We start from the raw sequence: 23,185 nt of genomic DNA on the forward strand, positions 1-23,185 counted from the left end.
CATGCCGATTTTTTCACGGACTTTATTAATATCAGTTTCTTTACTATTCAAGTCATTTCCATCAATATTGATATTGCCATCTGTCGGTTCTTCTAAATGGTTTAGCATTCTTAAAAAGGTACTCTTCCCTGATCCAGAAGGCCCAATGATAACAACAACTTGATTACGTTTAACATCTAAATCAACGCCTTTAATGACATGATTATCACCGTAACTTTTTTGCAAGTCACGAACTTTAATAATATTTTCCGTTTGTTTAGTCATTATTTACTCAACCTTCTTTCTACATATTGAGAAGCCCATGTTAATAACGTAATAATCACTAAGTAAATTAGTGCAATAATTGCCCAAACTTTGAATCCTTCAAGGTTTCTAGCAATAATAATCTTACCTGTTTGAGTCAGTTCAACTAGTCCAATAATTGATAAGATTGAAGTATCTTTCAATGTGATAATAAATTGGTTAATAAATGATGGAATAATTAATTTAATCCCTTGTGGTAGAACAACTCGTCTCATGGCTTTACTAAATGGTAACCCAAGTGAACGTGCAGCTTCCATTTGTCCATTATCAACAGACTTAATCCCACCTGCAATAAAGGCTGCGGTATAAGCCCCCTCATTGAACATTAAGGTAATAATTCCGGCCACAACAGCTGGGATTTTAACACCCGTTAAACTTGGAATACCTGTATAAATAAACAATGCTAATACTAGCAATGGTAATCCACGGAAAATGTAAATTACAGTAGTTGAAATGCCATTCAAGATTTTACTTGGAACGACACCCATTAAACCAAAAACAATCCCGAAAATAGTTGCAAAGAAAATAGCCATAATTGTTAAGGTTAAGGTTTCTTTTAATCCATCTAACAAAGCTGTGCCATTAACTTTTAATAATCCACCAAAAGTACTTTCACTTTCTTTTTGCTGTTTTTGTAATTCTAATGCATCTTTTCCTAAGTAGCGTGAAACAATTTGATCATATTCGCCACTTTGTTTAATCTTCTCAAGGCCTTTGTTAAAAGCATCTAACAGTTCTTTATTTTGACCCTTTTTGACTGAAAAGCCGTATTGACCCGTGGTATTTGCTTCAGAAGACACTTTTAAAGGTGTTCCTTGATTAATAGCGTAAGTAATAACTGGCATATCCTCAAATAATCCAGCCGAATTTCCAGTTAAAACGTCTTGGTACATTGAATTAGTGTCGTCAAATGTTACAACTGTAAAATCATATTTTTTAGCTTGTTCAATACCATAATTTGCAGCAGCTGTCCCTGTTTTAACAGCGACTCTTTTTCCTCTGGCATCTTCCATGGATTTGATTGAATCATTATTTTGTGCCGTTACAAAAACTGCCCCTGTATTGAAATATGGCGTTCCAAAATCCATTTTCTTTTCACGATCAGGAGTAATTGTCGTTCCGGCAATCACACCATCGACTTGACCTGTATCAAGTGCTTGCACTGCTGCACTAAACCCTAAAGGCAAAATTCTAACTTCAAAGTTCTCAGCTTTAGCAACTGCCTTGATAATATCAATATCAATTCCTATATATTCTGTATTGCTTGAATTTGCAAATTCAAAAGGTGGATACGTAACATCTGTTCCAATTTGGTAAACTTTTTTTTCTTCAGCCTTAGCGATCTCTTGATGACTGGTCATAAAAATACCACTCACTAAGAGAGCCAGGCTCATCACAACTAGCATAATTTTGCTTTTCATTGTAAACCCTCTCACACAAATAATGTTTTATTATAATAATTAATATAAATTTAAGATATCATATTTTAGTATAAAAACGCCAGTTTAATTTAGAATGAGACTGGTTTTAGCTCAGTAAATTTGATGATTTCATATTGACCTTGGGGTTATTTTATGATTAAATTAGCACAGTACTTAAAAGAGTGCTAATTATTTAAAGGAGGCACTTAACATATGCTTATACCAACAGTTATCGAACAAACTTCTCGCGGTGAACGTTCTTACGATATCTACTCTCGTTTACTTAAAGATCGTATCATCATGCTATCTGGAGAAGTTAACGATCAAATGGCTAACTCAATTATTTCACAATTACTTTTCTTGGATGCCCAAGATTCTGAAAAAGATATCTCTATCTACATCAACTCACCCGGTGGAGTTATCACTTCTGGATTAGCTATCTTAGATACAATGAACTTCATTAAAGCTGACGTTCAAACAATTGCAACAGGTATGGCTGCATCAATGGCCAGTGTCCTACTTGCAGGTGGAACAAAAGGTAAACGTTTTGCTTTACCTAATTCAACAGTTTTAATTCACCAACCTCTTGGTGGTGCTCAAGGACAAGCAACTGAAATTGAAATTGCCGCTGAAGAAATCCTAAAAACACGTAAAAAAATGAACAAAATTTTAGCTGATGCAACTGGCCAAGATATTGAAACTATTCAAAAAGATACTGAACGTGACCACTATCTAAGTGCACCAGAAGCAAAAGAATATGGTTTAATTGACGAAATTATGACTAATAAGCGTTAATCTAAATCTCAAATATAAAAAAACACTCTTCACATGTGATAGTGAAGAGTGTTTTTTTATATTTCTAAGCTGATTTGGTCGAGTTTTGAACCCAATTGCGTCATCGTTTCTCTTAATGATTCGTACTGCTTTGGTGTCAAATCTAATTTACTTAAACAAAAATTTAAATGATCGTATAGTTCCTGACGTTTTTGAGCAGCAGAAGTCGTAGGATTAATTACTAATCGGCGCTCATCTTCAGCCGAATGTCTGCGCTGTACCCAGCCAAGTTTCTCGAGTCTTCTGAGTAAAGGTGTCAATGTTCCGCTATCAAGTCCTACATTCTCACCTAGTTCTTTAACTGACATCGATTTATGTTCGTATAAAGTTAACATCACGATGTACTGCGCATAAGTTAAATTAAATGGCTCTAACGCTTTTGAGTAAAATCTTTTAAAAAATTTATCCGCTTGATAAATCGAAAAGCACAGTTGCTCTCCTAGAATAATTTCATTATCCATAATTGATTCTCCAATTTATTTATTCTGTCCTAATTTTATCTGCAACATCATTAAGCTTTTTAAATCTATGGTTAATCCCTGATTTTGAAATTGGACCATCCGGTATTTTAGCAGCCAATTCTTTCAGTGACATTTCTTGATTTTTCATTCTAAATGATGCTAAAATTTGCAACTTTTCTGGCAATACATCTAATCCATAAGTTTGTTCAATTAAACTAATATTTTCTACTTGTCTGGCAGCAGCATTAGCAGTTTTCTTTAAATTAGCGGTATCACAATTAACCAATCGATTCACTGAATTTCTCATATCACGCATAATTCTTAAATCCTCAAAAGCTAACATGGCGCTTGTGGCTCCTGTAATATTCAAAAATTCAGCAATCTGTTCAGCACCTTTTAAGTAAGTGATATAGCCACTACGTCGTTGAGTTGTTTTAGCGTTCAAATCAAAACGATTCATGATTGCAGCAATTGCTTCATTATGATCTTCATGATTAGAATAAATTTCTAAGTGATAACGACTAGTTTCAGGATTGTTAATACTACCACCTGTTAAAAATGCTCCTCGCAAATAACAAATGCTATCCTGCTGACTGTCAATAACACGTTGGGAAATTGTCGTACTAATATCAAACGAGTTGGGCTTCATGATTTTTAAATCATCCAAAATTTCTGAAACTCGTTCTTTGATTCGCACAACGTATTGATTATTTTTTTTAAGTTTCATTTTTCTGGAAACAATAATTTCAGATTCAATATTATATACTTTTTTCATTAAGGAAAATAAGCGTCGAGCTGTTGCTGGATGCTCAGTTATAACATTAAGTTGCAGTCTTTTATGGCCAAGTGAAATAGAACCACTCATTCTGATAAATGCTGCTAATTCAGACTTGGCATGCTCATAATTAACCTCTAATGACGCAAGCTCTTTTTTCACCTGGCTCGCATAAGACGCTATCATACACTTCTCCTTTTATAATAAATTCAAAATTGCTTGCCTAACTTTTTTACCATCATGATAAATATTTTTGTTTTTAATATCTAAAAAATCTGCAGAGATAACTTCAATACCATTATCTATCAGTGACTTTTCATCATGTTCAACGGGTTTCAAATAACCCTTTGGGGAATTTTGATGAACTATTTTTTGAGGGATTTGACGGTTATTTACCAATATGGTATCGACAGTACGTTTTTTTAAGTGCTTATTAATAATTTCAAGATGATTATAATCCGTCAAGCACTCCGTCTCTCCTTCTTGGGTCATGATGTTACAAATATAAATAACTTTTGCTTTTGTTTTCTCTAAAGCTAGACGAACATTGGAAATAACTACGTTGGGTAAAATACTGGTAAACAAACTACCTGGTCCTAATATAACCATATCCGCTTCTTCAATAGCTTTAATAACAGGATTAACCGCTGCTGGCTTTTCATCTTCTTGGTTGGGGTCTGTTACCCAGACTGACTTTATTTGCTTGTCAAAAGTTACAATGTGACTCTCTCCGCGTTCGATTTCACCATCCATAAACTCGGCGTTCAAAACTAATGGACTATTTGAAACAGGATAAACATTACCCTCAATTTTCATTAATTTAGATAAATACTGAATTGATTCAAACATATCGTTGGTCATTTCAGACAGCGCAGCTATAATCAAATTCCCCAAGGCATGACCTGCGAAAAAATCGTCTTGACTTTTAAACCGGTATTGAAATAAATCCAACTGGTCTTGAGGCAATGTAGAAAGCGCAACCATTACATTTCGAATATCACCTGGCGGAACAACGTTAATATAATCTCTAATAATTCCAGAAGATCCACCATCATCTGAAACAGTTACAACAGCTGTTAATTCAACATCCGACTCTTTCAGCGAATTTAAAATGACAGATAAACCAGTTCCACCACCAATAACCACCACTTTTTTTGAGCTCATGATTGTTCTCCTTGGTAACGCCAGATTTCTCGATGAGTGATATCTGTTGGATAGGCTTGTAGCAAGTCTTTCCCAAGCTTTTCAACTAGTGCCACTGAACGATGCTGCCCACCCGTGCAACCAATGGCAATTGTTAAGTTGGTTTTGCCTTCTTTAATGTAACCAGGAATAATGGTCACTAGTAAATCCCATAATTTATCATAGAAATCTATCGTCATTTTTTGAGTTAAAACATACTCTGAGACCGATTTTTGTAGACCTGTTAATGGTTTCATTTCTGAAATATAGTAGGGATTAGGTAAAAATCTAACATCAAAAACCAAATCTGCATCAATTGGAAGGCCGTATTTAAATCCAAAACTCATAACCTCAATATGAAAAACATCAGATAAGTCCTCGCCTTTAGTTTGTTCAATCAATCGCTGTCTTAGTTGTTTGGGTTTAATACTTGAAGTATCAATAATTAAATCCGCATGTTGCATTACCGGCAGCAATAACTGACGTTCTTTGTTAATACCATCTAAAAGACGACCTGACATCGCTAAAGGATGGCTACGTCTTGTTTGATTGTACCGTTTAACCAACACTTCATTAGATGCATTGAGATAAATGATTTTTGACTGAACTTCTTCTTTTGTTTCAAGTATAGAAACAGCATTTAATAGCTCATTATCTAAATCTCTAGACCTCAAGTCTATTACAACGGCGACTTTATCAATGTGACCTGACTCAAACATCAAGTTCCAGAATTTACGCAGTAATTTTGGAGGTAAGTTATCAACGACAAAATACCCCATATCTTCAAAACTTTGAATAGCAACGGTTTTGCCGGCACCAGACATTCCTGTAATAATGACGAGTTGCTTTTTATTATTAACCATGACGAACCCTCCTGAATAGACCAAACCATTATAACATAGCCGGGTGTTTCTTTTGAAGCAACTAATTAAAAATTAGTTTTGGTTGAGATATTTTTTTAAGTAAAATCCTGTGTAACTCTCGGCATTTTGGGCAACTTCTTCTGGTGTTCCTAGCGCCACAATTGTGCCACCACCTTCTCCACCTTCAGGACCTAAGTCAACTAATTGATCTGCATTTTTAATCACATCCAGATTATGTTCAATAACCAGTACAGTATTACCTTGATCTACCAAACGTTGTAATACCGCAAGCAAGCGATTGATGTCATCAGTATGCAATCCAGTGGTAGGTTCATCTAAAATATATAGATTTTTTCCACTAGATTTTTTGTACAATTCCGAAGCCAATTTCATACGTTGCGCTTCTCCACCTGAAAGTGTTGTAGCTGATTGACCTAATTTAACATAACCTAAGCCAACATCTTCAATTGTCTGCAGTTTTCGCTTGATTTTTGGGATATTATCAAAAAATTCAAGAGATTCTTTAATAGTCATATCTAATACTTCAGAAATATTTTTTTCTTTGTACTTCACTTCTAGCGTTTCAGAATTATAACGTGTCCCGTGACAGACTTCACAAGGCACATATACATCAGGTAAGAAATTCATTTCTATTCTGATAATACCGTCACCACGACAATTTTCACATCTTCCACCCTTTACATTGAATGAAAAACGTCCCTTTTGATATCCTCGAAGTTTAGCTTCATTTGTCTTAGCAAACAAATCACGAATATCATCGAATACACTAGTATAGGTTGCAGGATTACTTCTAGGCGTACGTCCAATTGGGCTTTGGTCAATATTAATTAATTTTTCGATATTATTATATCCTGTAATTTCTTTGAATTTACCTGGCTTTTCACGGTTATTATTCAGTTTTTGAGCTAGCGCACGCTTCAACACGGTATTAACTAAAGTGGACTTTCCTGACCCTGAAACTCCTGTAACAGCTGTAAACGTTCCAAGTTTAAAATCAACGTTTACGTCTTTTAAATTGTTTTCACTAGCACCTTCTAAACTGATTATTTCACCGTTTCCAAGTCGACGTTCTTTTGGAACTTCAATTTGTTTTTTCCCAGATAAATATTGTCCGGTCAAAGACTCAGGATTATTTTTAACTTCCTTGGGCGTTCCTGCAGCCATCACGTACCCACCATCAATACCTGCAGCGGGGCCCATATCAATTAAGTAATCTGCTGAGTTCATCGTATCTTCATCGTGTTCTACAACAATTAGCGTGTTGCCTAAATCCCTCATTTGTTTAAGTGATCCAATTAGCCGGTCATTGTCTCTTTGATGTAATCCAATTGAAGGTTCATCTAAAATATACAAGACACCAGACAGGTTGGAACCAATTTGAGTAGCTAGACGAATACGCTGAGCTTCCCCACCAGAAAGTGTCCCTGCTGAGCGGGATAAAGTTAAATAATCTAACCCCACATTGATTAAGAAATCTAGTCGATCTTTCACTTCTTTCAAAATAGGTTTGGCAATCGTCATTTCTTTTTCAGGTAATGTCACTTGATTGAAAAAGTCAAAAGTGTTGAAGATTGAATAATCAGAGACTTCAGCAATATTTTTACCATCTATTTTAACACTCAAAGCTTGACGATTTAATCGAGACCCATGACAAGTTTGACAAGTTAATTCTGTCATATACTTTCTCATTTGTTCGCGTGTAAACTCACTATTGGTTTCATGATAACGGCGCTTGATATTAGTCATTACACCCTCAAAAACTGTTTCAACATCTTTGACACGCCCAAAATCACTTTCATAATGAAAATGAAAAGGCTTATCAGCACCGTTCAAGACTAAATCTTGTTGTCTTTTCGTGAGCTTTTTAAAAGGCTTGTCCATTGAAATCCTAAATTGTTCGGCAAACTGACGTAACATTTCAGGATAGTAGTTTGAGCTAATTGGATTCCAAGGCTCTATAGCACCTTCAGCTAATGTTTTCGTACCATCAGGAACTACCAAATCATAGTCTACTTCAAGTTTTGATCCTAATCCATCACAGTCTTCACAAGCACCAAAAGGCGCATTAAACGAAAATAAGCGTGGTTCTAGTTCACCCACAGTAAACCCACATATTGGACAAGCGTTGTGTTCTGAAAAAATCAGCATCTCTTTGCCAATAACATCAATATTGACATAGCCTTCAGACATTTTAAGAGCCGTTTCAATCGAGTCAAATAATCGTGAGCGGATACCATCTTTGACCACAATACGATCGACAATAATGCTAACATCATGTTTTTTATTCTTATCTAATTCAAGCTCCAAAGCCTCTGCAACGTCGCACTGCTCACCATCGACTAATAAGCGTACATACCCTTGCTTTTGAATATGCTCAAAAGCTTTTTTATGCTGGCCTTTTTTTTGCTTAATAATAGGCGCAACAACTTGAAGCTTAGTACGTTCTGGTAATTCAAGAACTTGGTCTGTAATTTGATCAACTGATTGACTTGTTATTTTTGTCCCATCATTTGGACAGATTGGCTCTCCTGCACGAGCCCACAACAATCTCAAATAATCATTAATCTCAGTTACAGTCCCAACCGTAGACCGAGGATTCTTTGAGGTGGTTTTTTGATCAATTGAAATTGCGGGACTCAATCCATCAATTGAATCGACATCAGGCTTATCCATTTGCCCTAAAAACTGTCTAGCATAGCTTGATAATGATTCAACGTATCGACGTTGACCTTCAGCATAAAGTGTGTTGAAAGCTAATGAACTTTTACCAGAACCTGATAACCCAGTCACAACAACCAGCTTGTTTTTAGGTATTGTTAAATCAATATTTTTTAAATTATGTTCACGTGCACCATGAATAATGATTTTATCATTTAACATTTAATTTCATTCTCCTTGTAATTCTAAAATTGCATCCCTCAAATTAGCCGCTGTTTCAAAATCAAGCTTTTGCGCAGCGCCTTCCATTTGTGTTGTCAAATCACCAATTAACGCTTGTTTTTGATCTTTAGTCATTTCAGAAAAGTCAAAATCCGTTAATTTCTTGTCATCAGATTTATCACTTGATTTCTCGTTAACTGAAATAACATCGCGAATTGGTTTGATAATGGTCTTAGGGGTAATATGATGTTTTTCGTTGTAAGCTTCTTGAATTTCACGACGACGGTGTGTTTCATCTATCGCAATTTTCATTGATTTGGTTATCTTATCAGCATACATAATCACTTCGCCATTTTGATTACGTGCAGCACGTCCAATTGTTTGAATCAATGGTCGTTCAGACCTTAAAAATCCCTCTTTGTCTGCATCTAAAATAGCCACTAAAGAAACTTCAGGAACGTCCAAACCTTCTCTAAGTAAATTAATACCGATTAAAACATCAAATTCACCCTGTCTTAAATCATGAATAATTTGTGTACGTTCAAGCGACTTTATTTCGCTGTGTAAGTATTTCACACGAATCCCTAAATCCTTCAGGTAATCTGTTAAGTCTTCGGACATTTTTTTAGTTAAAGTTGTAATAAAAACTCGCTCATTTTTCTCAACACGATGATTAATTTCACTAACTAAATCATCGATTTGACCCATGATTGGTCTCACCTCGATTACAGGATCTAATAATCCAGTTGGTCTGATGACTTGTTCAACAATATCATGTGTTCGGTTCAACTCATACTCACCTGGAGTTGCTGAGACATACAAAATTTGATTGACGTGTTCTTCAAATTCTTCAAGTGTTAATGGGCGGTTGTCTAGTGCACTTGGTAGTCTAAATCCATAATCAATCAACATTTGCTTACGTGCGCGATCTCCATTATGCATCCCTCTGATTTGAGGCATTGTCACATGGGATTCATCAACCATAATTAAAAAATCTTTTGGAAAGAAATCAATTAGTGTATAAGGCGGTTCACCTTCTGCACGACCTTCCATGTGACGTGAGTAATTTTCGATACCATTGGTATAACCCATTTCTTTCATCATTTCAACGTCATAATGTGTACGTTGTTCAAGACGCTGAGCTTCGAGTAACTTATTATCACTTTTTAATTCCGTTAATCGCTCATTGAGTTCTTTTTCAATGCGAGCAATTGCTTTTTCCATCTGCTCATCATTTGTTGTGAAATGCGTGGCTGGAAAAAGTGTCACAATTTTCTTTTCAGCTATTTTTTCACCTGTTAATGCATCGACTTCAACAATACGGTCAATTTCATCGCCAAAAAATTCGACACGATAAATATTTTGAGTAAATCCTGCGGGGAAAATTTCAACAATATCCCCTCGAACACGGAACCGGCCACGTTGAAAATCAATGTCATTACGATCATATTGATTCTCCACTAATAAACGAAGTAACTCATTTCGGTCCATTTCAGATCCAGTTGAAAGTGAAATAATATGCTTAGCGTATTCTTTTGGATCCCCTAATCCAAAGATACTCGAAACGCTTGCCACAATAATTGTATCATTTCGCTGCAAAAGTGCGCTTGTCGCTGCGTGTCGTAGCTGATCAATTTCATCATTGATAGCAGAATCTTTTTCGATATACGTATCTGATGAAGGTACGTAGGCTTCTGGTTGATAATAATCATAGTAAGAAACAAAGTATTCAACTGCATTTTCTGGAAAGAATTCTTTGAATTCGCTGTATAGTTGGCCAGCTAATGTCTTATTATGTGACAAAATCAATGTTGGTTTATTCACTTGTTCGATAATATTAGCCATTGTAAATGTCTTACCGGTTCCTGTTGCCCCTTGTAAAATCTGTTCTTTTTTATGGTCTTTAAAGCCTCTAACCAATTTTTTTATAGCTTGGCCTTGGTCACCAGCCGGTTGATAATCTGATTTTAATTTAAATTTATTTTGATTAATTTCAGGAGTCATCTTGCACCTTTCCCTTCAGCTAAATAAAAAAGTTGGATATTAATTATCCAACTCTTACAGTAATTATAGTTTAGCACTTGCCAATGATTATGACTATTTCAAAAGTCTGACTTATTGTGTCATTAATTCAAAAAATACTTTTTGATAATTTTCGATTTTTTCATCGGCTTGTTTTTGAGTATCTGTCTCTACACCAATATACAATTTTATTTTAGGCTCAGTTCCTGAAGGCCTCAAAGCAAGCCAAGTGCCGTCTTTTAAGTAATACTTTAATACGTCGGCTTTAGGATATTGTATAAACGCTTCTTCTTTACCTTCATAATGGATAACTTGACTCAGATAATCTTCGATTTTAACAATATCTGTTCCATCAAGATCTGTTAATAAATGGCTTCGCAATCTTTGCATTAACTGTTTCATTTTCATAGCACCGTCTAAGCCATCAAACTCAAACGAGTATGTTTTTTCAACAAAATAGCCATATTTTTGATAGATATCTTGCATGGCATCATACAATGTTTTGTCCTTAGCTTTATAAAATGCAGCTGTTTCAGCTAATATCAAAGCAGCTTGCATGGCATCCTTATCGCGCACAAAGTCTTTAAGTAAATAACCATAACTTTCTTCAAATCCAAATAGAAAGTGTCCTGAGTGCGATTCGTTTAATCGTTCAATTTCTTCACCAATGTATTTAAAGCCAGTTAGAACATTGCAGCACTTAACACCATAATCAGTTGCAATTTTGGCGGGTAATTCACTTGAAACAATACTTTTAACAATCTCACTATTTTGTTCTAATTGACCTAGTTGATAACGAGATTCCAAAATATATTGTGTTACAATTGCCGCAATTTGGTTACCTGTTAGTACTTCGAAATTGTGCTCTGAATTTCTAACTGCAACACCTAACCTGTCAGCATCAGGATCAGTTGCAATAATTAAATCGGCCGCAACTTCATCCGCTTGTTTTTTAGCCAAATCAAATGTTTCTATGAACTCAGGATTTGGTGTTTTAATTGTTGAAAAGCCAGGATCTAGAATTGCCTGCTTAGCTACCACATACACTTGTTTAAAATGATTCATTTCAAAAACTTGACGATATAACATCTTACCCGTTCCATGAAGTGGGGTATAAACAATTTTCAAGTCTTTTCCCTGTTCCTTGTTCAGCTCTTCGTTAATCGAAACTGTTTTTAATTTTTCTAAATAGGCTTGATCGACATCTTCACCGATATAGGTTAAAAGTCCGGAGGCTTCTAAATCCGTAATTGAGGCTGTCTCGATATCAAACAAGTTCGTAATTTTTTCTAGTTCATCGACAACAATTTGAACATTCTTGGGTGGCATCTGACCGCCATCTTCACCATAAATTTTGTAGCCATTATATTCTTTTGAATTATGACTAGCTGTAATCATAATTCCAGCATAAGCTTCCAAATGACGAATTGCAAAAGACAGTTCCGGTGTGGGCCTTAAAGCATCGAATAAGTAAACAGGAATTTGATGATGTCCCAGAATTTGAGCACAGTGTGTTGCAAATTCTGCTGAGTGTAAACGAGAATCATAACTAATTACAACTCCACGCTTTTTATCATTAACAGACAATTGATCCATCAAACGAGCCAACCCTTCGGTAGTTTGCCCGACTGTTAATAAGTTTAATCGATTTGTTCCGGGCCCCATAATAGCACGCATCCCTGCAGTCCCAAATTCCAAATTATTACTGAATGCTTCCTGCGCTTGCTTATTATCAGCTTGTATATTAGTTAATTCTTTTTTCAAGTAATCAGGTAATTTTTCCTGATTATCTTGCCAAATTGCAATATTATCTTGCCAGTTCATTAAAACAACTCCTCTTAAAAACTATTATACCTGGAATTGTCACAAAAAAAAGCCTTAAACAAGGCTTTTGAAAATCTTAATGTTTGAGTTCTTGAATATAATCGTAGACTTGTTGACCCCCATTACCACCATCACCAACAGCTGTGGTAATTTGACGCAATGCTTTTTCACGCACATCTCCGACTGCAAAAATACCAGGAACTTTTGTTTTCATTAGTTCATCAGTTTGAATCCAACCATTTTCATTCAAGATTCCCAAATCTTTGAACGGTTCTGTAATTGGATAGATACCAACATAAATGAATACACCAGAAGCTTCTACTTTCTTTTGTTCACCAGTGTTTTTATCTTTATAAGTTACACTAGTTATTTTTTGACCGTCACCATCAATGGTTTCGACTTGCGCATCCCAAATGAAGTTCATTTTATCATTTTTGAAGGCGCGTTCTTGTAAAATTTGTTGTGCTTTTAATTCTGAACGACGGTGAATTAAAGTGACAGATTTAGCTAACTGAGTAAGATAAATACCTTCTTCAACAGCTGAATCTCCACCACCGACAACGACTACGTCTTTGTCTCTAAAGAATGCACCATCACAAACAGCACAGTATGAAACTCCCATTCCAGAATACTCTTCTTCTCCTGGAACACCTAAGTGTTTGTGTTGTGCCCCTGTAGCAATTACAACACTAAGAGCTTCAATATCACCATCATCAGTATGAATAGTTTTATGGTCTCCGTGGTCAGTAATTCCTGACACATTTCCATAACCATATTCTGCTCCAAATTTAATAGCAGAAGCATACATTTTTTCACTTAGTTCAGGCCCTTTGACGTTTTCAAAACCTGGGTAATTTTCAACGTCAGCCGTATTATTCATTTGACCACCATAGATACCACGGTCCAAAATCAAAACCGATAAATTAGAACGTGAAGCATATAAAGCAGCAGTCAGACCACCTGGACCTGCACCAATTACAACAACATCATATTTTTTTGTCATAGTATCTCCTCACTTACTATAAATAAGTATATAGAGATTATATCCTATCTCAACTTATTTTGCAAAACCTATTATTGAAATTCTCGTTTTAATGGACGATGCATCATATTTGTAATTTCAACTTCAACTTCAGTTTGTTCGTATAATACGCGATAAACCGCTTCTGAAATTGGTAAGTCTAGATTTAGTTCTTCAGCTAGTTCATGAACAGCTTGGGCAGTTTTTACCCCTTCTACAACCATTCCCATATTATTGACAACATCATCTAAACTTTTGCCTTCTGCCAATTGTTTACCGGCACGCCAATTTCTAGAGTTGGAACTTGAAGCAGTCACAATTAAGTCGCCAATTCCTGAAAGACCATAAAACGTTTCCTTTTGTCCACCCAATGCTTCACCAACTAAAGCTAGTTCACGAATTCCTCGCGTAATCAAAGCTGCTAATGCATTAATTTCATATCCTTTGCCTGCAATCATTCCAGCAGCTAAAGCTAATACGTTTTTAATAGCACCACCGACTTCGACACCGATTGGATCAGAATTTGTATATAATCGGACATAGTCACGTGTGAACATCTGTTGAACAGTTTTTGCATTTTCTTCATTGTATGAAGCAACAGAAAGAGTTGTTAAATCTTTTTGAGAAGCATTTTCTGCGTGACTTGGTCCTGAAATAACAACCATATTATCAACCACGGATTTATCAAACTCTTGCTCAATAATTTGAGAGACAATACGTTTCGTTCCGGGTTCAATCCCTTTGGTTGCACTCATCAAAATAGGATTGTTAGCAGTAGACAATAGCGGTTTCAATTGTTTTGAAACGCTTACAATTGCTGCTGTTGGGATAACAAATAAAATCCCTGAAGCATCTTTAACAGCTTCAGCTAAATCTGTAGTGGCAGTTATTGGTTTGCTAAATTTAAAGTTTGCTAAATACTTACTATTGGTCTGCAAATTATTAATTTCAGCTGCAACATCTTCTTCAATTCCATACAAACAAACTTCATAATCATTTTCAGCTAAGATATTAGCTAAAGTACTTCCCCATGATCCTGATCCTAATACCGTAATTTTTTTCATAATAACAATACCCCTTTTCATTAGCGTTCATAAGGAAACTTGAAGCCGCTACCTTCTATATACTCTTTTGGTTTTACAACTTTTCTACGATAAATCATAATGCCAACTACTACGACAAATAAAATCGCTGACAACGCTTGAGAAACACGAATACTACCTAGTAGCAAGCTATCTGTTCGCATACCTTCTACAAAAAATCTAACAATTGAATACCATAAGACATAAGATAAGGCAACTTCACCTTGTTTAAATACATGTTTATGTCTCAATACTAAAATTAGTATTAAGCCAATCAAGTTGAAAAATGACTCATATAAAAATGTTGGTTGACGATATGCACCATCAATAAACATTTGTTGGATAATAAAATCTGGCAAATGTAAGCCTTTCAAGAAATCAAGTGAAGTCACTGCTCCATAAGCTTCTTGATTCATAAAGTTACCCCAACGTCCCATAATTTGCGCCAACATAACACCAGGTGTAATAACATCTAGTAATAACCATGTTGGTAGATGTCGATAATATGTATAAACGATTAATGTGATTAATCCAGCAATTAATCCACCATATATTGCAATTCCACCTTGCCAAATCATAAAGATTTTAGCTGGATCCTGCGCATACTCTGGCCACTGAAAAGCAACATAGTATAAACGCGCACCAATAAAACCTATTGGCAAAATAAAGAAAAGCAAATCAATAATATCATCAGGCATAATTTGACGTTTTTTAGCTTCACTTGTTGCCATTAATACTGCCACAATCACACCTGTCATGATAATAATACCATACCAACGTACACTAAATGGGCCTAAGTTGAAGGCAACTGGAGATAATGATTGTAAAAAATTGATCATTAGTTCACATCTCCTTGATTATCTTGCTTATTTTGTTCAATTAGTTCTGTTAGCTGGTTTTCAAATACTTTGGTTGCATCAAATCCAAGATTCTTAGCTCTAAAGTTCATCGCAGCGACTTCAATAATAATAGATAAATTACGTCCTACTTTGACAGGAATTGTCATTTTCGGAACATCCACGTCAAAAATAGTTTGATAGTCATCCGCTGAACCCAAACGATCATAAGAAGCTTTTGGGTCCCAATTTTCTAGATTAACAATAAGAGATATCGGGGTGGATTGTCTAACGGCACCAACACCAAACAAATTCATCACATCAACAATACCAATGCCCCTGATTTCAAGCAAGTGTTTTAAAATTGAGGGTGCCTCACCAACAATCGTTTTTTCATCTTGCTGAAACACATCTACGCGATCATCTGCAATTAGTCGATGCCCTCTTTGAACTAGTTCGAGTGCAGTTTCACTCTTACCAATCCCAGAGTTACCTGTTAGTAAAATGCCTGTTCCATAAATATCAACTAAAACACCGTGAATACTTTGGCGTTCAGCCAATTTATAGTCTAAATAATCAGTAATTACGCTAGACAAGCGAGTTGTTGGCAACTTTGAAATTAGTACAGGCATTTTATTTTTTTCAGCTGCCTCTATTAATTCTTTAGGTGGCGTTAAATCTCTTGAAATCAAGAATACAGGTGTACTTTCTGTACACATTTTAGTAAAAACATTCAAACGTTCGTCAGGTGTTAGCTGATTAGCAAATGAAATTTCGGTCATTCCAAATAGTTGTATACGTTCGTGTGGGTAATAATCAAAGTACCCTGTCAATTCCAATCCTGGTCTTGATATATCGCTAACATAAATACGCTTATTATCTAGATACTCTTCTCCTACCAAAACCGTCAAGTCATTATCTTTTGCGAAATTTTTAATACTGACGTAATTTAACATGGCAAATCCTCGTCTTTCTTCTACTTTGTAGCTTTATTTTATCATTCTATTACTAATTTTTCGAAACATCTCGTTTTATTTTAAATTGTTTTGAAAAAAGTTAGTGGCCATTCGTTGCACTAAGGTGATGATAATGGCACAAATTATAGTTGCCCAAAAGCTTGAAATTGCAATGGCACCACCTGAAAATGCGATGGCAATTGCTAATGTAAGACCATTAATGACTAACGCAAAAAGACCCAAACTTAAAAAGGTTAGTGGCAAAGCAAAAAATTGTAAAATTGGTGTCAGCGTTGTACTTAAGAAAGTTAAAATAATACCTACAACTATAGCCGACAGTAGATTGTCCACATAAACCATCTTAGGAAACAATCCCGCTAGTGCAATCAAAACAACCGCATTAATAAGAGACTTGCCAATAAACCTAGTCATGTGTATCCTCCTTTTTTTCTTCTGTTACATTTTCAGCATGTTTGCGTGCTGAATTTGGTTTGTAATATCTATGGTACCGATTATTTTTAAAGTAGTTTTTATTAAATTTGGTTGTTCCTTTACGTCGATTATGTGCAACATAAATCCACATCCCAATAGCAAATATAATGAATAATGGCAAAATAAACTTGAATAAAACAGTAAGAATTAGTCCAAGCATCATAAAGAAAATAACCACTAGCATAATTAAAAATAAGATTCCTAACACAATTAGAAAAACTGACATTTTGTTCTCCTTTAGTTAACTAAATAATTTTTCAATCCGTTTATTTCACTAATATATATTACTAATTTTTCAGTAATAGAAGTAGACGTTTTTAATTCATTAACACTTTCTTTAACTTCCTTCAAGTTATCGGTTATTAATCCATCAACTCGATACAACATCATTAAGTTAATGTCTTCAATGTTGTTGATATCCCACGCATAAACGTTCTTATGATTTTGATGCGCCTTAAGTACCATGTAACGATTTAACGTTGAAGACTCCATACTATAACCATCTACATTCAATGTTGGCATAAATATATTGTAGGTCGTTATGTAATTAACATCAAATTTTGAATTGATTTTTTTAAGTTCAGTTACAACTTTTGCTGATAGCGAGTGAATTTTATGATGATGGATTAAAACATTTTGCTGATACTTTTGGTTAAACACATTAACAACTTCGGTAGGATTATCTCCTTTATCCGTTTTAATTTCAATCAATAGTTTTTGATTGTTAATATTGGCAGTTTGTAAATAATCATCAAAACTTGCTAAAGGAGCGCTTTGATTGTGTTCTGAGACTATTAATTGTTTTAATTGATCTAAAGTTAAATCATGAACATGCGCATTTTTGCCTGTTAATGCAGACAGATTGTTATCATGCATCACAACAAATTGACGATCCTTTGTCATATGAATATCCATTTCAACATAATCAGGCTTTTCAGGAATTACATTCAAAAGTGCAGGAATCGTGTTTTGAACACCATTCTCTTTATCTAGTCCCCTATGAGAAATAATTGTTACATTATTAAACCCCGGATTTTTCAGATAACCATAATTTGAATAAGTTACTCTTGCCGCAATTAATATGATAGCTAAGCCAATAAAAAATCGATAAATTCTTTTTTGATTTTTGATTTCGACATCATTTATATGATAATTGCTGTTTTTAGCAACTACTTGTTCTTTTTCTTCATATAGTTGAAGTAACACAATCATAACTGAAGCCGTTGATAGGGTCGCCGTTACAACCTGTGTTAACTGAATTAATATAAGAAAAACCTGTCCTGATAAAAAGGCATATTGAGGTAATAAATGTTCGATAAAATATGAAATTGTTATCCATACCGTCATTAGTAAAAAGTTTATAACGATAAACAGGCCTGCAGGTATTAAGATTCTAAACAAAATTTTCCAAAAGCTCTGTTGTGTCGCCTGTAAACAATTTCTAAGCATTTTTTTAGGACGGCGCCAGTTGAATGACATGATAGGCAAGAGCAAAATAAATCGCACTTCTATATAGATTAATAGGCCAGTTAATGCTACTAGAGTTACAGCAATGACCGGATTTTGCATAATAAATAACATAACAAATTGTGGGATTTTGACTTTACTTAATAAGGGTGATGAAAAAATAAAATCTGAAAAAGGAATAATAACTAACGCATAAAATACAAAAAATGGTACTGTTTTGATATTTAAACTATGCAAACTATTTTTTACATCTTTAAATAAATTATCTAAATCAATTTGATTCAGGTGCACAATTTGACGAATACCATTTAATAAAATAGAAAATTGCAAAAAAACAATAAATAAAATCACTAATAACAGTATTAGCATAACGATGATAAATAGCAAATCATGTGAAATTACAGCCAAAATATTATCATACGCAATATAGTCAACTTCAAATAACTTAGCTAAAAAACTAGTTGCACCATTGGTAAAAGGAACAATAAGTCCTAACAAAATAATATCGACAACAATGTAAAGTAATACAATAATTGAAAAATTTTTCTTTAATTCTGCTAATGTCTGTTTTACTGACTCAATAGTCGACATTCAAATCCCCCCTAAACAAAAAAGCCGACATTTAATGTCAGCTTTTAGTTATCTTGGCTATCATGTTTAACATGGTTGTTTAATTCAATTAACTTACCTGTTTTTAGGTAAACAACCCACTCACAAATATTAGTTGCATAGTCACCGATACGCTCTAAATAACTTGTTACTAACATGTAATAAGTATTTCCTAAAATAGTATCTGGATCTTTTTTCATCTCACTAATAATGTGCGCGTTAATTTTTTTAGCTTGCTTATCAATTAAAATATCTTGCTTTGAAATTTCACGAGCCCATTGATCATCTTGAACACGGTATGCTTCTAAAGCGTCAATTACAAGTTGAATCACCAAATCGGCAGTATGTGCAATCTCATCTTCAATACCGTATACACGTGCTTCACCTTTGACCTTGATAGTTGCTTTAGCAATACTTACAGCATGGTCAGCCATACGTTCCAGATCAGAACTAGCCTTCATAATTGTCACAATATTTCGCAAATCTGTTGTAACGGGCTGTTGTAGAGCAATCATTTCAAATGATTTTTTCTCCAAATCAACCTCAATACCATTAATACTTGGATCAGTATCAATGACATATTGTGCTTGCTGTTTATCATGATCAATAAAAGATTTAACCGCACGGCCAATATTTTCACTGACTAATCGACCCATACGACCAAAATTATCATGTAATTCATGTAATTCTTTTTCAAAATTTGATCTCACAATATTTCTCCTCCCTTATTATATTAACCAAATCTACCAGAAATGTAATCATCTGTTTCTTTTTCAGACGGTGTCATAAAAATGTGTTTTGTCTTATTATATTCTACCAAATTACCATCCAAAAAGAACCCTGTTTTATCAGAAATTCTAGATGCTTGTCCCATGTTATGGGTCACGATAACAATCGTATACTCATCTTTTAGTGATAATAACATGTTTTCGATTTTCCCACTTGAGATAGGATCCAGTGCACTTGTCGGCTCATCTAATAAAATAACCTCTGGGTGAACTGCTAAAACACGTGCGATACAAACTCTTTGTTGTTGTCCACCTGATAGCGATAGTGCACTTTCATGCAACTTGTCTTTCACATCATCCCACACAGCCGCAGCTTTTAAACTGTCTTCTACAATCTGATCAATTTCTTCTTTTGTATGCTTTTTTTCAAGTTTTAACCCATAGGCAACATTTTCATAAACAGAAAAAGGAAAAGGGTTGGGTTGTTGAAATACCATTCCAACACGCTTACGTAAATCTACTTTATTGGTTGTTGGGGCATAAATGTTTTTATCTTCAATATTTACTGATCCTGTAATAGTTACATTATCTTGAAAATCATTCATTCGATTTAATGAACGTAGCAAAGTCGATTTCCCACTCCCACTTGGACCGATTAAAGCCGTAATTTCATTGGGATAAAAATCCATTGAAATACCTTTTAGAACTTCTTTTTTGCCATAAAACAGATGTACATCTTTTGTTGAAATAATTGGTTTTGTCATTTGCTTTACCTACCTATCCAAAGTGTCCTGATACATAATCTTCAGTTAATTTTACTTTTGGTCGAGTAAAAATCTTACGCGTTTCATCGTATTCGATAGCATTACCTAAGTGGAAAAAGGCTGTTCGATCACTAATACGAGCCGCTTGTTGCATATTATGAGTAACAATAACAATAGTGTAATGTTTTTTAAGTTCCATCAAAGTTTCTTCAACCTTTGAAGCCGAAATTGGATCAAGAGCACTTGCAGGTTCATCAAGTAGTAAAATATCAGGCTTCATAGCAATCGCACGGGCAATGCATAGTCTTTGCTGTTGTCCTCCTGAAAGTGCCAGAGCACTCTTATGAAGATCATCTTTTACTTGATCCCATAGAGCCGCCTGCTTTAACGAAGTTTCAACAATCTCATCTAATTGCTTTTTATTACGCAAGCCATGTCTTTTTAAAGCAAACGTAATATTATCATAAATAGATTTAGAAAAAGGATTGGGTCTTTGAAATACCATGCCAATGTGTTTATGCATCTCATAGACATCAATATTATCGCGATTAATATCTAAGTCACGATAATAAATTTCACCAGTTACAGATGTATTAGCAATATTATCGTGCATACGATTTAGTGCTCTAAGATAAGTCGATTTACCTGAACCAGATGCACCAATTAGAGCCGTGATTTTGTAACGTTCAAATTGTAAATCTACACCATGGATTGCTTCGTGGTCACCATAACTAACATGTAAATCTTTTGTAGAAAGCGCAATTTCATGCTTGTTTTCATCTAATTTTTGAATATTCTGAGTCAGTCTTTTTTCTGCCATAAGTGTCTCCTTAATTAGCACCTGTTAAACGTTTGTACAGTCTTCTACCCCAGCTTCTAGCGATTAAGTTGAAAATCAAAACAGCTAAAATTAGGATGGCTGAAGAGGCCGTAGATACAGCATTTAAATCGGGGATAATCCCTTCACCATTTATTTTCCAAATGTGAACAGCTAATGTTTCAGCAGGTCTAAATGGATTCAGCGGACTATTAATATACAGTGGGTTCCAATTAGAAAAGTTTAGTGCTGGTGAACTCTGACCTGCAGTATAAATTAGCGCAGCAGCTTCACCAAATACACGTCCAGCACCTAAAATAATACCTGTAATCAAACTAGGTAATGCTTCTGGAATAATTACACGAGTAACTGTTTCCCAACGTGATAATCCAAGCGCGTACCCTGCTTCACGTTGAGTGAAATGGATGGACTGAAGTGACTCTTCAACATTGCGCGTTAGAAGTGGTAAATTAAATAGGGTCAAAGATAATGCTCCTGAGATAATTGAAAAACCAATTTTAAATTGGATAACAAACACTAAAAAACCAAACAATCCAACAACAACTGAAGGCAATGAACTTAAAATTTCAATGGCAGTTCTAACAAAATCAGTTAGTTTATTTTTAGGTGCATACTCTGAAAGAAAAATCCCAGCCAGAATCGAAAGAGGAATCGAAATAATCATCGAAAGTACTAGCAAATAAAAGGAATTGAATAGTTGAGCTGCAATACCACCACCAGCTTCAAAGACTCGCGAAGGTGACACGATAAAAGACCAGCTAACATGAGGTAGTCCATTTATTAGAATATAAGCTAATAAAGCAACTAAGATCATAACAATAATTACCGCCATTGCATAAATAACACCCGTTGCAATTTTATCAACACGTTTTGGACTCATTATTTAGTATTTCCTCCTTTATTACCAATCCATCTAATCACTAAGTTAAAGATTAAGGACATCATCAATAAGATTAAAGCAAGGGACCAAAGAGCATTGTTACTCAACGTTCCCATTACCGAGTTCCCCATTCCCATCGTCAAAACACTAGTCAATGTTGAAGCTGGTGTTGTCAAACTATTAGGAACCGTAAAGGCGTTACCGATAACCATTTGAACAGCCAAAGCTTCACCAAAAGCACGCGCCATTCCGAACACAATTGCTGTTAAGATTCCAGGCATTGCAGAACGCAAGATTACTTTATAAATTGTTTGCCATCTTGTAGCAGCTAGTGCATAAGAAGCTTCACGATAGTGTCTAGGAACTGAACGCAATGAATCAACGGTCATCGACGTCACGGTTGGCAAAATCATAACAAATAATACGAAAGTTCCTGCTAAAATACCAAACCCAGTTCCACCAAAAATAGATCTGACAAATGGCACTACAACAGATAGTCCAATAAATCCGTACACAACAGATGGGATACCAACTAGTAACTCAATAACAGGTTGTAAAATTTTAGTTCCTTTTTTACCAGCAACTTCTGTCATAAAAATTGCGGCTGCAATTGCAAATGGTGTTGCAATAATTGCTGCTAAAATCGTAACAAAAAACGATCCCAAAATCATAGGCAATGCCCCTACAAGCGGCTTACCATCAGCACCTTTTGAACCTGGGTTCCAAGTACTACCAGTTAAGAAGTCCCAAAAATTAACACCATTTTGTGTAAATGTAGAAATTCCTTTTGAGGCTACAAAATAAAAAATTGCTGCAACAACAGCTACAATAACAGCAATTGCTAAAAATGATATTGTTTTTCCAAAAGTTTCACGTTTAGCAGCCTTAGACTTTTTCAGCATACTTTCTCTAATTGGATCATTCAT

The 23,185-nt window shown here is 34.9% G+C and carries 22 protein-coding genes; 1 reads left to right on the forward strand and 21 read right to left on the reverse strand.

The window, feature by feature from the left end:
- Positions 1–264, reverse strand: a 264-nt coding sequence (locus FC86_RS02415) for an ATP-binding cassette domain-containing protein (protein ID WP_156403327.1), incomplete at its 3' end; no start/stop codon positions are given.
- Complete coding sequence (locus FC86_RS02420; protein WP_056974417.1) at positions 264–1,724, reverse strand: ABC transporter substrate-binding protein/permease; 1,461 nt, start codon at positions 1,722–1,724, stop codon at positions 264–266. The genes FC86_RS02415 and FC86_RS02420, both read right to left, overlap by 1 nt.
- Before the next feature lie 213 nt (positions 1,725–1,937).
- Here FC86_RS02420 and clpP point away from each other — a divergent pair, with 213 nt between their 5' ends.
- On the forward strand, positions 1,938–2,519 hold the full coding sequence (gene clpP, locus FC86_RS02425) for an ATP-dependent Clp endopeptidase proteolytic subunit ClpP (protein ID WP_056974418.1): 582 nt from the start codon (positions 1,938–1,940) through the stop codon (positions 2,517–2,519).
- 56 nt (positions 2,520–2,575) lie between these two features.
- Here the strand turns inward: clpP and FC86_RS02430 are convergent, their stop codons facing one another.
- From FC86_RS02430 to pstC, 19 genes are all read right to left on the reverse strand, one after another.
- On the reverse strand, positions 2,576–3,019 hold the full coding sequence (locus tag FC86_RS02430; protein ID WP_056974419.1) for a MarR family winged helix-turn-helix transcriptional regulator: 444 nt from the start codon (positions 3,017–3,019) through the stop codon (positions 2,576–2,578).
- 19 nt (positions 3,020–3,038) lie between these two features.
- Positions 3,039–3,977, reverse strand: a complete 939-nt coding sequence (whiA, locus tag FC86_RS02435) for a DNA-binding protein WhiA (protein ID WP_056974682.1) — start codon at positions 3,975–3,977, stop codon at positions 3,039–3,041.
- 15 nt (positions 3,978–3,992) lie between these two features.
- A complete protein-coding gene (locus FC86_RS02440; RefSeq protein ID WP_056974420.1) occupies positions 3,993–4,958 on the reverse strand; it encodes a gluconeogenesis factor YvcK family protein in 966 nt (321 codons plus the stop codon).
- Positions 4,955–5,839, reverse strand: a complete 885-nt coding sequence (gene rapZ / locus FC86_RS02445; RefSeq protein WP_056974421.1) for an RNase adapter RapZ — start codon at positions 5,837–5,839, stop codon at positions 4,955–4,957. Before rapZ ends, FC86_RS02440 begins: the two co-directional genes overlap by 4 nt.
- A gap of 72 nt (positions 5,840–5,911) precedes the next feature.
- Complete coding sequence (uvrA, locus tag FC86_RS02450; protein WP_056974422.1) at positions 5,912–8,740, reverse strand: excinuclease ABC subunit UvrA; 2,829 nt, start codon at positions 8,738–8,740, stop codon at positions 5,912–5,914.
- A gap of 6 nt (positions 8,741–8,746) precedes the next feature.
- Positions 8,747–10,744, reverse strand: coding sequence for an excinuclease ABC subunit UvrB (gene uvrB, locus FC86_RS02455; RefSeq protein ID WP_056974423.1), 1,998 nt, complete (start codon positions 10,742–10,744; stop codon positions 8,747–8,749).
- 111 nt (positions 10,745–10,855) lie between these two features.
- Positions 10,856–12,586 (reverse strand): phospho-sugar mutase, encoded by a 1,731-nt coding sequence (locus tag FC86_RS02460; RefSeq protein ID WP_056974424.1) that lies wholly within the window; start codon positions 12,584–12,586, stop codon positions 10,856–10,858.
- 76 nt (positions 12,587–12,662) lie between these two features.
- Positions 12,663–13,589, reverse strand: a complete 927-nt coding sequence (gene trxB, locus FC86_RS02465) for a thioredoxin-disulfide reductase (RefSeq protein ID WP_056974425.1) — start codon at positions 13,587–13,589, stop codon at positions 12,663–12,665.
- 71 nt (positions 13,590–13,660) lie between these two features.
- Positions 13,661–14,671 carry an NAD(P)H-dependent glycerol-3-phosphate dehydrogenase gene (locus FC86_RS02470; protein WP_056974426.1) on the reverse strand — a complete coding sequence of 337 codons (1,011 nt, stop codon included), beginning with the start codon at positions 14,669–14,671 and terminating at the stop codon, positions 13,661–13,663.
- A gap of 20 nt (positions 14,672–14,691) precedes the next feature.
- Positions 14,692–15,528 carry a prolipoprotein diacylglyceryl transferase gene (lgt, locus tag FC86_RS02475; protein ID WP_056974427.1) on the reverse strand — a complete coding sequence of 279 codons (837 nt, stop codon included), beginning with the start codon at positions 15,526–15,528 and terminating at the stop codon, positions 14,692–14,694.
- Positions 15,528–16,481, reverse strand: coding sequence for an HPr(Ser) kinase/phosphatase (gene hprK, locus FC86_RS02480; RefSeq protein ID WP_056974428.1), 954 nt, complete (start codon positions 16,479–16,481; stop codon positions 15,528–15,530). The genes lgt and hprK overlap by 1 nt, the downstream gene beginning before the upstream one ends.
- Before the next feature lie 75 nt (positions 16,482–16,556).
- The gene (locus tag FC86_RS02485; RefSeq protein WP_056974429.1) at positions 16,557–16,913 is read right to left on the reverse strand and encodes a phage holin family protein; all 357 of its coding nucleotides are present in this window, start codon (positions 16,911–16,913) and stop codon (positions 16,557–16,559) included.
- A complete protein-coding gene (locus FC86_RS02490) occupies positions 16,906–17,199 on the reverse strand; it encodes a hypothetical protein (RefSeq protein WP_056974430.1) in 294 nt (97 codons plus the stop codon). The genes FC86_RS02485 and FC86_RS02490 overlap by 8 nt, the downstream gene beginning before the upstream one ends.
- A gap of 11 nt (positions 17,200–17,210) precedes the next feature.
- Complete coding sequence (locus FC86_RS02495) at positions 17,211–19,031, reverse strand: glycerophosphodiester phosphodiesterase (RefSeq protein WP_056974431.1); 1,821 nt, start codon at positions 19,029–19,031, stop codon at positions 17,211–17,213.
- 44 nt (positions 19,032–19,075) lie between these two features.
- Complete coding sequence (gene phoU / locus FC86_RS02500; RefSeq protein WP_056974432.1) at positions 19,076–19,759, reverse strand: phosphate signaling complex protein PhoU; 684 nt, start codon at positions 19,757–19,759, stop codon at positions 19,076–19,078.
- Between the two features lie 23 nt (positions 19,760–19,782).
- Complete coding sequence (gene pstB / locus FC86_RS02505) at positions 19,783–20,541, reverse strand: phosphate ABC transporter ATP-binding protein PstB (RefSeq protein ID WP_056974433.1); 759 nt, start codon at positions 20,539–20,541, stop codon at positions 19,783–19,785.
- 13 nt (positions 20,542–20,554) lie between these two features.
- Positions 20,555–21,361 (reverse strand): phosphate ABC transporter ATP-binding protein PstB, encoded by an 807-nt coding sequence (gene pstB, locus FC86_RS02510; RefSeq protein WP_056974434.1) that lies wholly within the window; start codon positions 21,359–21,361, stop codon positions 20,555–20,557.
- A gap of 10 nt (positions 21,362–21,371) precedes the next feature.
- Positions 21,372–22,259 carry a phosphate ABC transporter permease PstA gene (pstA, locus tag FC86_RS02515; protein ID WP_056974435.1) on the reverse strand — a complete coding sequence of 296 codons (888 nt, stop codon included), beginning with the start codon at positions 22,257–22,259 and terminating at the stop codon, positions 21,372–21,374.
- On the reverse strand, positions 22,259–23,185 hold the full coding sequence (pstC, locus tag FC86_RS02520; protein ID WP_056974436.1) for a phosphate ABC transporter permease subunit PstC: 927 nt from the start codon (positions 23,183–23,185) through the stop codon (positions 22,259–22,261). Before pstC ends, pstA begins: the two co-directional genes overlap by 1 nt.

This window comes from Holzapfeliella floricola DSM 23037 = JCM 16512 (assembly GCF_001436605.1).
Classification (GTDB): Bacteria; Bacillota; Bacilli; order Lactobacillales; family Lactobacillaceae; genus Holzapfeliella; species Holzapfeliella floricola.

Coding starts and splice junctions, on each gene's coding strand:
- FC86_RS02485 (WP_056974429.1), bottom strand. CDS start 16,913: ATGACTAGGTTTATTGGCAAGTCTCTTATTAATGCGGTTGTTTTGATT.
- FC86_RS02495 (WP_056974431.1), bottom strand. CDS start 19,031: ATGTCGACTATTGAGTCAGTAAAACAGACATTAGCAGAATTAAAGAAA.
- FC86_RS02420 (WP_056974417.1), bottom strand. CDS start 1,724: ATGAAAAGCAAAATTATGCTAGTTGTGATGAGCCTGGCTCTCTTAGTG.
- lgt (WP_056974427.1), bottom strand. CDS start 15,528: ATGATCAATTTTTTACAATCATTATCTCCAGTTGCCTTCAACTTAGGC.
- FC86_RS02460 (WP_056974424.1), bottom strand. CDS start 12,586: ATGAACTGGCAAGATAATATTGCAATTTGGCAAGATAATCAGGAAAAA.
- rapZ (WP_056974421.1), bottom strand. CDS start 5,839: ATGGTTAATAATAAAAAGCAACTCGTCATTATTACAGGAATGTCTGGT.
- uvrA (WP_056974422.1), bottom strand. CDS start 8,740: ATGTTAAATGATAAAATCATTATTCATGGTGCACGTGAACATAATTTA.
- hprK (WP_056974428.1), bottom strand. CDS start 16,481: ATGTTAAATTACGTCAGTATTAAAAATTTCGCAAAAGATAATGACTTG.
- pstB (WP_056974434.1), bottom strand. CDS start 21,361: ATGGCAGAAAAAAGACTGACTCAGAATATTCAAAAATTAGATGAAAAC.
- pstA (WP_056974435.1), bottom strand. CDS start 22,259: ATGAGTCCAAAACGTGTTGATAAAATTGCAACGGGTGTTATTTATGCA.
- FC86_RS02430 (WP_056974419.1), bottom strand. CDS start 3,019: ATGGATAATGAAATTATTCTAGGAGAGCAACTGTGCTTTTCGATTTAT.
- FC86_RS02470 (WP_056974426.1), bottom strand. CDS start 14,671: ATGAAAAAAATTACGGTATTAGGATCAGGATCATGGGGAAGTACTTTA.
- pstC (WP_056974436.1), bottom strand. CDS start 23,185: ATGAATGATCCAATTAGAGAAAGTATGCTGAAAAAGTCTAAGGCTGCT.
- uvrB (WP_056974423.1), bottom strand. CDS start 10,744: ATGACTCCTGAAATTAATCAAAATAAATTTAAATTAAAATCAGATTAT.
- pstB (WP_056974433.1), bottom strand. CDS start 20,541: ATGACAAAACCAATTATTTCAACAAAAGATGTACATCTGTTTTATGGC.
- FC86_RS02490 (WP_056974430.1), bottom strand. CDS start 17,199: ATGTCAGTTTTTCTAATTGTGTTAGGAATCTTATTTTTAATTATGCTA.
- clpP (WP_056974418.1), top strand. CDS start 1,938: ATGCTTATACCAACAGTTATCGAACAAACTTCTCGCGGTGAACGTTCT.
- trxB (WP_056974425.1), bottom strand. CDS start 13,589: ATGACAAAAAAATATGATGTTGTTGTAATTGGTGCAGGTCCAGGTGGT.
- FC86_RS02440 (WP_056974420.1), bottom strand. CDS start 4,958: ATGAGCTCAAAAAAAGTGGTGGTTATTGGTGGTGGAACTGGTTTATCT.